This is a genomic window from Clostridium sp. UBA871 (assembly GCF_002295255.1).
Lineage (GTDB): Bacteria > Bacillota > Clostridia > Clostridiales > Clostridiaceae > Clostridium_J > Clostridium_J sulfidigenes.
Genome location: NZ_DBFV01000007.1, coordinates 267,874 through 281,148, shown reverse-complemented (window position 1 = coordinate 281,148; position 13,275 = coordinate 267,874). Strand labels below are relative to the sequence as shown.

The following is a 13,275-nucleotide window of genomic DNA, read 5'->3' as shown; positions in this document are numbered from 1 at the left end:
ATAAAATTAAGATTAATGAAAAAAATGTAGAAATATATATAATTATGTTGCACAAATATATTAATATATTACACAAAAATATTAATATATTACACAAAGAACTTTGTGAAAAATTAGGCGAGAATAATTTGCACAAAACTAAGGTTATTTTCCATTATAGGTTAATTATTTTTTTATTATAATTATGCCATAGAATGAAATTAAAAGTTTACAAGGGGGGATAAAGGTGGAGAGCAATATACCAAAGCTGGAATTAAAAGGTATACAGAAATTTTTCCCAGGAGTAACTGCCTTAGCAAATGTAAGTTTTTCTGTTAAAAAGGGAACGGTTCATGTGCTTTGTGGAGAAAATGGAGCTGGTAAGTCTACACTTATGAAGATAATAAATGGTATATATCAGCCTGATGGTGGAAGTATTCATATAGATGGAAAAGAAGTTAAGATACAGAATCCTATTGAAGCTCGTAAGCATGGTATATCTATGATATTTCAAGAGCTAAATTATATACCTGAGATTACTATTGAAGAAAGTATATTTTTAGGAAGAGAGCCTGTAAATAAATTAGGAAAAATTAATTGGAAGAAGATTAGAAAAGATACAGAAGAACTTTTAAAACAAGAAAATTTACCCTATTCGCCAACAACACAATTTAAAGATCTTACAGTATCAGATATACAAATGCTAGAGATACTAAAGGCTATGTCTTATAATTCACAGGTTATTATCATGGATGAACCTACATCTGCAATTACTAGAAAAGAGGTAGGAATTCTCTTTGATAAGATTGCTGAATTAAAAAGTAAGGGTGTAAGTATAATATACATATCTCATAAGATGGAAGAAATCTTTAAAATAGCTGATGAGATAACAGTTATAAGAGATGGGGTTGTTATTGATACTAAGCCAGCTAGTGAGTTAGATATAGACAAGGTTATTTCTCTTATGGTAGGCCGTAAAATTACCAATGCATATCCTAAGGAAGATATTAAAATCGGAGAAACCATGTTAGAGGTTAAAGAACTAACTGATGGAAAACATTTTGAGGATATCAATTTCCATGTAAAAAGAGGAGAAATTGTAGGTTTTGCAGGTCTTATGGGAGCAGGTAGAAGTGAAGTGGCTAGAACAATATTTGGACTAGACCCATACCTATCAGGTGAGATTAAAGTTAAGGGTAAGGAAGTAAAAATAAAAAATGTAAAAGATAGTATTAACAATGGAATAGTTATGCTATCAGAAGATCGTAAGAGATATGGAATAGTAGGAATTAGAAGTATAACTGAAAATGTATCCATATCTAATTTAGAAAAATTCTTTTATAAGGGTCATCTACATAGTAAAAAAGAGATTAGTAGTGTATCAAATATATGTGAAAGAATGAAGGTAAAATGTCCTAATTTAGAAACCTCTATTGATTCTCTAAGTGGAGGAAATCAACAGAAGGTAATATTTGCAAAGTGGATGCTTAGAAATCCAGATGTTCTTATACTTGATGAGCCAACAAGGGGAATCGATGTAGGAGCAAAGTACGAAATATATAAACTTATTACAGAACTTGCAAAAGAAAATAGAGCAGTAATAATAATAAGTTCTGAATTACCAGAGCTCATAGGTATGTGCGATAGAATCTATGTTATGGCATCTGGAAAAATTACTGGAGAAATAGATAGAGAAAAGGCTACACAAGAAGCTATTATGAAGTTAGCTACAAGGGGGGAATAGAAGGATGAAGATGATAGATATTAGACATAAATGGTCAAAAACCTCAAGTAAATATAGTATTTACGTTGTATTACTTGCTATGTTTATGGCATGTTCTTTAATCAGTCCTGTATTTTTATCAGGAGAAAACTTAACTAATATATCAAGACAAATATCAATAACCACTATTATTGCTTTTGGTGAAACAATTTTAATTATATGTGGACTTATAGATTTATCAGCAGGTTCAGTTCTGGCTTTATCAGGTCTGCTTTCTGTTGCAGCCTTTAAGGCAACAGGTTCTTTGGAAATAGCAGTGCTAGTTGGAGTGCTTGTAGGTGTTATTTGTAACTTTATCAATGGGATAATGGTAACTAAGTTTAAAGCACCTCCATTTATTGCCACATTAGCTATGCAAACTGTAGCAAGAGGAGCAGCCTTATTATTTACAAATGGTCAAAATATTTATCAAATAGGAGATTTTATTGTACTAGGACAAAACTCTATAGGATTTATTCCTATTCCTGTAATATTCATGACTGGAATTACTCTTTTAACTTGGTACATCCTAAAACATACAAAGCTGGGTAGATGTGTTTATGCTGTAGGTGGTAGTGAAGAGGCTTCAAGAGCTTCAGGAATAGACGTAAATAAAACTAAGATGAAGGCTTATCTTATAAATGGTATATTTGTTGGAATCGCAGGTGTGTTATTTATGTCTCGTGTTAATGCTGGACTTCCTAATGCTGGTATAGGAGCAGAATTTGAAGGAATGACTGCTGCAATAATTGGTGGAACAAGCTTTACTGGGGGAATAGGAACTGCAGGTGGAACCCTTGCAGGAGCATTCATTATGGGATTCTTAAACAATATAATGAACCTAGTAGGAATACAATCTTATATGCAACAAGTAGTAAAGGGAGTAATTATTGCATTTGCAGTAATTTACGATATAAAATCTAAGAACAAAAGAGAAAGTAAAAAGCTAGGTAGTATTACTGATAAAACAAAAGACAAAACCCTAGTGAAAACCAAAGGAAGTTCTGTTTAAACTAAATCAAGTTAAGTAAAAATCAAAATATAATAAAAATAATATAATTAGGGGGAGAAAATGATATGAAAACAAAGAAAATATTAGCTTTAGCCATGTCATCGTTACTAGCATTATCACTTACTGTGGGATGTACTAATACTTCAAAGGAGGAACCAGCTGTAGAAGGTGAAAAGACTTATAAAGTTGCATATATTGCAAGGGCACAAGGAGATTCTTTTGCTGCATGGCTTGCAAATGCAGTAAAGGATGAAGTAGCTGCAAACTATAAGGATGTACAGGTAGATATATTTGATGGAGATAGCAAGAATGAAGTTATAGCATCTCATATTGAGAATGCGGTTACAAAGAAATATGATGCAATTCTTCTTCAACCATTTGATTCTGAAGCACAAGTAGCACCAGCTATGGCAGCTATGGATAAAGGTGTTAAGGTTATTACAGTAAACAACCGTATTAATGATAATGATAGAGCAGCTGCAGTAGATGCAGACCCAGTAGATCAAGCTGCTAAAAATGCAAAACTTGCTTTAGAGCAAGTTCCTCAAAATGGAAAAGTTGTAGTTCTTATGGGACCAGCAGGTAATATGCACTCTGATAAGAGACGTGAAGGATGGGAAAAAGAATTCTTTGCAAAGAGACCAGACGTTAAAATCTTAGATGAGCAAATTGCAAATTGGAATAAAGATGAAGCGATGAGATTAATGGAAGACTGGATTCAAACTCATGGAGAAATTGATGCAATAATATCTATGAATGATAACATGTGTGTAGGAGCTCTTGAAGCAGCTAAAGCAGCAGGAAAGACAAATATATTATCATATGGTGTTGATGGAACAGCAGAAGCTTGTTTAGCTATAAAAAATGGTGAAATGACATCAACTACTCTTCAAAGTGCTTACGAGCTTGCAGAAAAAGCTGTTAAGCTAACATATGATGTTATGACTGGTAAAGTAGAGCGTGATACTATAATGGTAGATTGTCCATTAATCACAAAGGATAACGCTGATGAGTTTATAGAAATTCATAAAAAAGCAGGTAATATAGACTAATAAAAAATGTAGACCTTGTACAGTTTTGTGCAAGGTCTATAATTGAACTTAATTTAGGAGGAATAAAGATGATAAACAAGGCAGTATATATGTGTGGAACTCATAATATGGAAACAAGAGATATTGAGGTTTCAGCTCCAAAGGATAAAGAAGTACTTATAAAATTAGAATATGTAGGAATATGTGGTTCAGATGTACATTATTATGAGCATGGTAGAATAGGAGACTTCATAGTAGATGGAGATTTTATTTTAGGTCATGAATGTGCTGGAGAAATAGTTCAAGTAGGCCCTGGAGTTAAGAATTTAAAAGTTGGAGATAGAGTTGCTTTAGAACCAGGTCAAACTTGTGGTCAATGTGAATTTTGTAAAAGTGGTAAATATAATCTATGCCCAGAGGTTGAGTTTTTAGCAACACCGCCATATCATGGTTCTTTAATGAATTATATAACATATCCAGAAAGTATGTGTTTTAAACTACCAGACAATGTATCAACTAAGGAGGGTGCTTTAGTCGAACCTTTAGCAGTAGGATTACATGCCGTATCACAAGGAAATGTAAAATTAGGGGATACGGTTGTAGTTTTAGGTGCAGGATGTATAGGTTTAGTAACTTTATTAGCTTGTAAGGCATATGGTGCTACAAATGTTATTGTTGTAGATGTTATAGATAAGAGATTAGATTATGCCCTAAAATTAGGTGCAACTAAAGTTATAAATGCAAAAAATCAAGATGTACTAGCTGTAATAAATGAGATTACAAACAATGCTGGTGCTAATGTGGTTATTGAAACAGCAGGATCTGAGCATACAATAAAGCAGACACCTTACTTAATAAAAAGAGGTGGAGCTATTGTATTAGTAGGACTTGCGCCAAAGGATATAATTGAGTTCGATTTCATGCAAATAATGACTAAAGAGGTTGAAATAAAAAGTGTATTTAGATATAGAAACATATATCCAGCAGCTATAGGAGCAATTTCTGATGGGAAAATTGATGTTAATGGAATAGTTACCCATGAATTTGATTTTAGTGACACAAAGGAAGCCTTTGACTATGTTATAGAAAATAAGAATGATGTAGTAAAGGCAGTTATTAAGCTTTAATAATTTTGATTGGAGTGGCTAGAAGATGAAGTACTTATTAGGCATAGATATTGGAACTTCAGGTACTAAAACAGTGCTATTTGATAGGGGAGGAAATCCTATTTCCTCTTCTACAGCAGAATATCCATTATATCAGCCAGAGATTGGTTGGGCAGAACAAGACCCACAAGATTGGTGGAATGCAGTATGTATAACAATTAATCAAGTTATAAAAGATAGTAATATAAATCCGGAATCCATTAGTGGTATTGGCTTATCTGGACAAATGCACGGTTTAGTTATGTTAGATGGAGATGGAAATGTATTAAGAAAATCTATTATTTGGTGTGATCAACGTACAGCTAAGGAATGTGTTGAGATTACAGAAAAAGTTGGAGAAAAAAGATTAATAGATATTACAGCAAATCCTGCTCTAACAGGATTTACAGCATCTAAAATACTTTGGGTTAGAAATAATGAGCCTGAAATATATGAAAAATGTAGGAAAATATTATTGCCTAAGGACTATATAAGATATATGCTTACAGGTGAATTTGCTACGGAGGTATCTGATGCTTCAGGAATGCAGCTTTTAGATATTAAAAATAGGTGCTGGTCTAAGGAAGTCCTTAATGCTTTAGATATTCCTATAGAGTATTTAGGAGATGTACATGAATCAATTGTAGTCAGTGGAAAAGTTCATAAAAAAGCAGCGGAGGTTACTGGTCTTAAAGAGAATACACCAGTAGTTGGGGGAGCAGGAGATCAGGCAGCTGGTGCAATAGGAAATGGTATTATAAAAAGCGGACAAATATCTTCGACTATAGGTACTTCAGGAGTAGTATTTGCTCATTTAGATGAACCTATAATTGATGAGAAAGGAAGAGTACACACCTTTTGTCATGCAGTGCCAGGTGCATGGCATATGATGGGAGTAACCCAAGGTGCAGGACTTTCTTTAAAATGGTTTAGGGATAATTTTTGTACTAATGAAATTGAATTAGCAAAAGGTATGGGAATTAATCCATATGTACTTATGACTAAAGAAGCAGAAAAAGTGACTGCAGGTTCAAGGGGAGTAATATATCTTCCATATCTCATGGGAGAGCGCACACCACATTTAAATCCTAAGGCAAAGGGTGTATTCTTTGGACTTTCAGCTGCTCATACAAAAAATGAAATGCTAAGAGCTGTAATTGAAGGAGTATCCTATTCACTTTTAGATTGCATGGAAATCATTAAAGACACAGGAATGAATCCTACTAATGTGATGGTGTCAGGTGGAGGCGGAAAAAGTGAACTATGGCGTCAAATATTAGCAGATATGTTTAACTGCAAAGTATCTACAAATAAGTCTTCAGAAGGGCCAGCCTTAGGGGTAGCATTACTAGCAGGAGTTGGAACTGGCGTATATAAGGATATAGATGAAGCTTGTAGCATAGCAATTTCTGAAAATAGTGTACAATTTCCAAAAGAAGAAAATTCCCTAGTATATAAAAGATATTATGAGATTTATAAGAAGATATATGATGATTTAAAAGGAACTTTTGAATTATTATAATAGATTAATTATATTATAATTTATTAAGTTAAGAATGAGCACTCTTAGGGGTGCTCATTCTTATTTGACACAACAAGTATTAATAACTTTGTTTATATATTTTAGAATTTTATATATAATATTTATAGAAACTTATTTAGATATAAAAACAACTGGTAAAATATTCGATATATGTTTTTAAAATATGCATTTAGTGAAATGGAGTTAATTTTAATGGTTGAATTACTAAGAAATCTTACGAATAATTTAGGGTATATAATCCTTATTGCTTTCTTTGTTTCAAGACTAGGGAGCTTTAAGAAAATAGTACAAAAGGATAAATTTAAAAAGAAAGATCTAATTGTGCTTTCAATAATTTTTGGAGCCTTTGGAATTTTGGGAACCTACACAGGAACAGAGGTTAATGGAGCCATTGCTAATACAAGAATTATTGGTGTAATGACTGGGGGAATACTATGCGGACCTTTTGTAGGGACAATGGCAGGTATTATAGCTGGAGTTCATAGATTGCTTGTAGACATTGGAGGTATTACATCAATACCATGCACAATAACTACTATAATTTCGGGAATAGTTGCGGGTTTAATATATAGTAAATCAAATGAAAATAACAAGTGGTTTTACGGGTTATTTGGAGGACTTTTAATTGAAATTTTAGAAATGATTCTAATACTTACAATGGCACATCCCTTTAGCAATGCCTTAACCATTGTAAAGAGCATATATTTTCCTATGAGTTTTGCTAATGCTATTGGAATTGCAATTCTAATATTGATAATTCAAAAAATACTTAAAGAAAAGGAAGAAATTGCAGCAAAACAAGCACAAATCGCTTTGGAGATTGCAAATAAAACCTTACCGTATTTTAGAGAAATGAATGAAAATTCCTTAGAACAGATATGCGGAATAATAAGGGAATCAATTAATGCAGATGCAGTATCTATAACAAATAAAGAGAATATATTAGCTCACGTAGGAGTAGGAGCTGACCACCACATAAAGGGTCAAAATATTATAACAGAGGCTACAAAAAAGGTTATTAAAGGAGGAAATTTACTTTCTCTAACAAATGCAAATCAGATAGAGTGTCCTAATTTAAATTGTAGTTTAAAATCTGCAATTATTGCTCCTTTAAAAGAAGGAGATGAAGTAATAGGTACATTAAAAATATATTATTGCACTGATAATGCCATTTCCTTTAGAAATATAAATTTGGCTGTAGGCTTATCCCAAATTATTTCTACCCAGCTAGAAATAAGTAAGCTTGGAGAACTGAAAAATATGGCAAATAAGGCTGAAATAAAGGCATTGCAATCCCAAATAAATCCTCACTTTCTATTTAACGCACTAAATACAATAATTTCCTTTATTAGATTTAATCCTAATAAAGCAAGAGAGCTAATTATTAATTTATCTACCTACTTAAGGTATAATTTAGATATAGGGGAAAACCATGTAGATATTTATAAGGAACTAGAGCAGGTTAAAGCATATGTAGAAATAGAAAAAGCAAGATTTGGGGAGAAACTTCATGTAGTTTATAATATTGAAGATGATTTAGATGTTAAAATCCCAAGTCTTATCATTCAGCCAATAGTTGAAAATTCCATAAAACATGGTATTTTAAAAGGTAAAGGTGAAGGGACAGTGACAATTGAAGTTCAAAAAGTTTCCAAGGACAACATTATGATAATTATTGAAGATGATGGAATTGGAATTTCAAAAGATATTATAGAAAAAGTCTATGAAGATAAAATGGAAGAAAATAAAATAGGCATATCAAATGTTCATAATAGATTAAAATATATTTATGGTGAAGGATTAAAGATAGAAACATTGAAAAGCGGTACTAGAATCAGTTTCAATGTAAGTAAAATAAGGGAGTGATGGTATGAATTGTATTATTGTTGATGATGAATCTCCTTCAAGAGAAGAGCTAAAATATTTTATAAACAATTTCAGTAATATAAAAATAGTGAATGAATTTGATGATTCTATTAAGGCTTTAGAATATATTGAAGAAAATAAACCAGATATTATTTTCCTAGATATTAATATGCCAAAACTAGATGGCATTGCATTATGTAAAATTATTAATCATTTTCCAAAGCAATCCCTTGTAATTTTTATTACTGCCCATAAAGATTATGCTGTAGATGCCTTTGAAATTCAAGCTTATGACTACATATTAAAGCCTTATTCAGAAGAACGAATAGTTAGTACATTAAAGAAAATTGATAAACTTTCAGATAAAAAGAGTATAAATAATAAAATAACCCTTTGGAAAGATAATAAGATGATTGTAAAAAATATAGTAGATATTTCCTATTGTGAAGCAAAGGAACGAGAAACTTTAATTTATATTAATGGAGTACAATATAATGTAAACTGTAGTATTTCAGAATTTTATAAAAAACTTCCCAAAGAACTCTTTTATAGAAGTCATAGATCATATATTATTAATACTGATAAAATTACAGAGATAGTTCCGTGGTTTAACAACACCTTTATGTTAAAATTACAAGGTGAGAAAGTTGATATACCCGTAAGTAGAAATAATATAGGTGAGTTTAAGCATATAATGGGCATATAAAAGCACTTGATGTGCTTTTTTTGTTTTTTCATGTATGAAACCGTATAAACTCCTAAAAAACATATTATAATTTTGTTAACAAATAATTAATTAGGAGGGGTCCAAATGGTATCATTTATTTTAGCGATTATTGCTCTTATTATAGGTTATTTTATTTATGGTGCAATTGTGGAAAAGGCTTTTGGAGCAGATGAAAAAATTCAAACTCCTGCTGTAAGGCTAGAGGATGGTGTAGACTTTGTTAAAATGCCTGCATACAAAATTTTCTTAATTCAATTTCTTAACATAGCAGGTTTAGGACCTATTTTTGGTGCAATTGCAGGTGCAATGTGGGGTCCATCAGCATTTTTGTGGATTGTCTTTGGATGTATATTTGCAGGTGGAGTTCACGATTATTTTTCTGGTATGCTTTCAGTAAGGCATGATGGGACAAGTATTCCTGAAGTTGTAGGTCAATACCTTGGAAAAGGCTTCAAAAACTTTATGAGAGTATTCTCAGTAATACTTTTAGTTCTTGTAGGAGTTGTATTTGTAACTGGACCAGCAAGTATATTAAAAGGATTAACAGGATTAAACATTACATTATTAATATATATTATATTTGCATATTATATAATTGCAACAATGGTTCCTATAGACAAGCTTATTGGAAAGATATACCCTATTTTTGGAATTTGTTTATTAGTTATGGCAATTGGTGTTGGTGGTGCATTAATTTTTGGTGGATTTGATATACCAGAAATAATACCGGCTAATTTGATTAATATGCATTCAAATCCAGATAGAAACCCAATATTTCCAATGCTATTTATAACTATTGCTTGTGGAGCTATTTCAGGGTTCCATGCGACACAATCACCTTTAATGGCAAGATGTATAACTAGTGAAAAGCAAGGTAGAAAAATATTCTATGGTTCAATGATAGCAGAAGGTGTAGTTGCTTTAATTTGGGCTGCAGCAGCAATGAGTTTCTTTGGTGGAGTAGCAGAGTTAAATGCTACTATGGCAATGGAAGGTCATACAGCAGCTTGGGTAGTAAACGAAATTTGCGGAAGCTTACTTGGAAGAGTAGGTGGATTACTAGCTATACTTGGAGTTGTAGCATGTCCTATAACTTCTGGGGATACAGCATTTAGAAGTGCAAGATTAACTATAGCTGATTCATTTAAACTTGATCAAGGACCTATTAAAAATAGATTTATAATTAGTATTCCTTTATTTGTAGTAGGCTTTATATTAACTAAGATGGATTTTGGAATAGTATGGAGATATTTTGGATGGTCTAACCAAACTTTAGCTACAATAGTATTATGGACATCAGGCATGTACTTAGTTACTAAAGGTAAAAAACACTGGATTGCTACTATACCAGCAACATTTATGACAGCAGTATGTACATCTTACATTTTAATTGCACCAGAAGGCTTTAAGCTTTCTCAAAGTATTTCATATCCAATAGGAATTGTAAGTGCAATTGTAGCAATGGTAATTTTCTTAATAGCAGCAAAAAAAGTAGAAACAAAAGCAAAAGGTAAAATTTAAAATTCTATAAAGTTCATTATAAAAATACTAATGGAATAAAAGTACTTATAGGCTAGATACACAAAAGTGTTTAGCTTATAGGTACTTTTTTATATATTTTTATACGGTTGATATCATCTCTAATACTTCCATCTAATTTAAAGAGGGAGTGAAGAGTTATTACATACCTGGATAAGGATTATATTATAATAAATAAAATAGTTTACAAATTGTAACTATAAATTTATTATAAAAGTATGTAATTGTAATAATAGGCTCTATATTCGATTAAAGTAATAGTATTTTAGGGTAAATGGTAGTTATAGTTTATTCGGTTACTAGGAAGGAGTGAGTGGTAAATTGGCTATATACATAGTTAGACATGGTATGGACAATGAAAATTATAGAGGTGGATGGAGTGATTTGGGTTTAATAGAGGAGGGCATGGAACAAGCCCAATTATTAGCAAATTATTTAAGTGATAATAAAGAAAAGTACAGCATTAATAAAATTATAAGCAGTGATTTAAGACGAGCTGTTGAAACAGCTAAGGAGATTGAAAGTAAATTAAATATACCAGTGAAGTATTGTAGTGATTGGAGAGAAATAAATAATGGAGTTCTGGCAGGAATGGATAACAAGGATGCATTAATAAAATATCCTGGACTCTTTTTTAATACACTAGACATGAGTGAGAGATATCCAAATGGGGAAAGCCCTAGTGAGTTTTACAAGAGAATACAAAGTACTTTTCTAGAACTTTGCAACAATATTTCAACAGGAATGGAAGAAGATGATGTAATGATTCTTACTCATGGTGGAGTAATAAATGTTTTATACTATATATTAAATAATATAAAGTGGACAAATAAGTCACCTAAACTATCTAAAACATCTACTACTGGAATGCACAAAATTGAGCATATAGAAGGAAAATGGGAAATAGTTATGAGCAATAGTGTTGAGCATTTATATTATCATAGGGAAATATAAACCTAGATTTATAGAGAAATAGGAGTATATAAAACTATATGTCTATATAAATATTTAAACAGGAAAATAGTTATATAGGAAACTATATAAATATAAAACTATATAAATAGTTGTGCTGTTCATGGGGGTTTTGGGGCGTTTTAAATATTTGACCAAAGAGTCAATATGTAATATAATTACTAAGATAACAGATAAAGATATTTAAACTTTAAATATTTACATATCTTTGCTTGTTATAAAGAGACATAATAGAATTATGTCAAATATTATTTTTAGGGGGGAATATTATGGGTTTTTTTTATGAGTCAACCAATTTTACAGGTTGGGCTATTTGGCTTTTTATTCTTTTTGCCTTAATGGCTTTTAATGAGCTTGGTCGTTCAACAAAATGGGGCGGAATTATACTTTTTTTAATTGTTCCTATAGGTTTAACTATTTTTGTTTGGCCAACAACTGCAGCTCCAGGAAATGAATATGGAACAGGTACTTGGTTTAACTGGGTAAAAACTTACTCAGCACTGGCAGGGTGCCTTGGATTTATGGCTATTCGCTATATTCCATCACTTGCTAAAAAAAAGTGGGTATTATGCTTTCCACCACTTATTTTGGCAATTAATATTCTCGAAGCAGCTATTCGTGATTTTCAATGCTTTACATATGGTGCATGGAACGGAGCATATGTAGACAATCTTTGGGTAATGTCAGGATCATGGAATATCATGAATGGTATAGCTGGATTACTAAACATTATTGCCATTTGCGGATGGGTTGGTATTTTTATTTCTAAAGATAAAACAAAGGATATGATATGGCCTGATATGATATGGCCTTGGATTATAGCATATGATTTGTGGAATTTTGCCTATACATATAATTGTATAGCAGATCATTCATTTTATTGTGGTTTGGCACTGTTACTTTCTTGCACCATACCTGCTTTCTTTATCAAAAAAGGAGCATGGCTACAGCATCGTGCACAGACACTTGCCCTATGGATTATGTTTGTTATGACAGTACCTTCCTTTGCAGATCGTATAGCACCTGTAGCTACTACACATAATCCAAAAGCATTTTTTATTTTAAGTTTATTATCTTTAATAGCAAATGTAGCATTAGTAATTTATCAGTTTAATAAGATTCATAAAAATAAACTTAATCCACTAAAAGATGAAATTTTTGTAGAAACAAAAGCCTATAAGAAGGTAGTTGAAGAAAATAGATAATATAAAAAGTATAATAATTTAATATGTATATAGGAGATTATATTTTTGGAATTTATGGGCATAATACCTTTAAGAAATTAAAATTTCTATTAAAGGAGGAATTCTTATGCCAGATAATAATGAGGTAAGAAAAGAAGGTTCTAGTGGAAATAGTATTTTAAGATGGGCAGGAAGATTGATATTAGTTGCAATTATTTTAGGTATAACATCATTTTTAACTCCAGGATTTAGTATTTATGGATTATGGTCATATCTAATTGCAGCAGTTGTAATAACTGTATTAGACTATTTCGTAGAAGCATTCATGGGAGTTGATGCATCACCTTTTGGAAAAGGAATAAAAGGTTTTATTATTGCAGCTGTAATAATATATGTAGCACAATTTTTAGTGCCAAATATGAGGGTATCTCTTCTAGGCGCAATATTAGCAGCTTTAGTAATTGGTGTAATAGATGCTGTATTTCCATCAAGAGCAATGTAATTTTTAAATACAT

Annotated in this window: 11 protein-coding genes; all 11 read left to right on the top strand. The window is 31.5% G+C overall.

Features of this window, described 5'->3' with window-relative positions:
- The first annotated feature begins 226 nt into the window (after positions 1 to 226).
- The 11 genes from B3086_RS12015 (at position 227) to B3086_RS11965 (ending at position 13,262) form a co-directional block, all read left to right on the top strand.
- Positions 227 to 1,723 carry a sugar ABC transporter ATP-binding protein gene (locus B3086_RS12015; protein ID WP_346846418.1) on the top strand — a complete coding sequence of 499 codons (1,497 nt, stop codon included), beginning with the start codon at positions 227 to 229 and terminating at the stop codon, positions 1,721 to 1,723.
- A gap of 13 nt (positions 1,724 to 1,736) precedes the next feature.
- Positions 1,737 to 2,753 carry an ABC transporter permease gene (locus B3086_RS12010; protein WP_414632291.1) on the top strand — a complete coding sequence of 339 codons (1,017 nt, stop codon included), beginning with the start codon at positions 1,737 to 1,739 and terminating at the stop codon, positions 2,751 to 2,753.
- A gap of 65 nt (positions 2,754 to 2,818) precedes the next feature.
- Entirely contained in the window at positions 2,819 to 3,805 is a 987-nt protein-coding gene (locus B3086_RS12005) for a sugar ABC transporter substrate-binding protein (protein WP_346846420.1), read from the top strand.
- 68 nt (positions 3,806 to 3,873) lie between these two features.
- Positions 3,874 to 4,911, top strand: coding sequence for an NAD(P)-dependent alcohol dehydrogenase (locus B3086_RS12000; protein ID WP_346846421.1), 1,038 nt, complete (start codon positions 3,874 to 3,876; stop codon positions 4,909 to 4,911).
- A 25-nt stretch (positions 4,912 to 4,936) separates the two neighbouring features.
- Positions 4,937 to 6,451 carry a xylulokinase gene (xylB, locus tag B3086_RS11995; RefSeq protein ID WP_346893453.1) on the top strand — a complete coding sequence of 505 codons (1,515 nt, stop codon included), beginning with the start codon at positions 4,937 to 4,939 and terminating at the stop codon, positions 6,449 to 6,451.
- Positions 6,452 to 6,664: 213 nt separating this feature from the next.
- Entirely contained in the window at positions 6,665 to 8,338 is a 1,674-nt protein-coding gene (locus tag B3086_RS11990; protein WP_346879247.1) for a sensor histidine kinase, read from the top strand.
- A gap of 4 nt (positions 8,339 to 8,342) precedes the next feature.
- A complete protein-coding gene (locus B3086_RS11985; RefSeq protein WP_346846424.1) occupies positions 8,343 to 9,044 on the top strand; it encodes a LytTR family DNA-binding domain-containing protein in 702 nt (233 codons plus the stop codon).
- A 105-nt stretch (positions 9,045 to 9,149) separates the two neighbouring features.
- Positions 9,150 to 10,586 (top strand): carbon starvation CstA family protein, encoded by a 1,437-nt coding sequence (locus tag B3086_RS11980; protein ID WP_346846425.1) that lies wholly within the window; start codon positions 9,150 to 9,152, stop codon positions 10,584 to 10,586.
- Positions 10,587 to 10,913: 327 nt separating this feature from the next.
- Positions 10,914 to 11,558: a histidine phosphatase family protein gene (locus B3086_RS11975; protein WP_346893451.1), complete on the top strand. Its 645-nt coding sequence runs from the start codon at positions 10,914 to 10,916 to the stop codon at positions 11,556 to 11,558.
- Between the two features lie 287 nt (positions 11,559 to 11,845).
- Positions 11,846 to 12,781: a DUF5692 family protein gene (locus B3086_RS11970; protein ID WP_346846427.1), complete on the top strand. Its 936-nt coding sequence runs from the start codon at positions 11,846 to 11,848 to the stop codon at positions 12,779 to 12,781.
- Positions 12,782 to 12,887: 106 nt separating this feature from the next.
- Complete coding sequence (locus B3086_RS11965) at positions 12,888 to 13,262, top strand: phage holin family protein (protein ID WP_346846428.1); 375 nt, start codon at positions 12,888 to 12,890, stop codon at positions 13,260 to 13,262.
- Positions 13,263 to 13,275 lie beyond the last annotated feature (13 nt).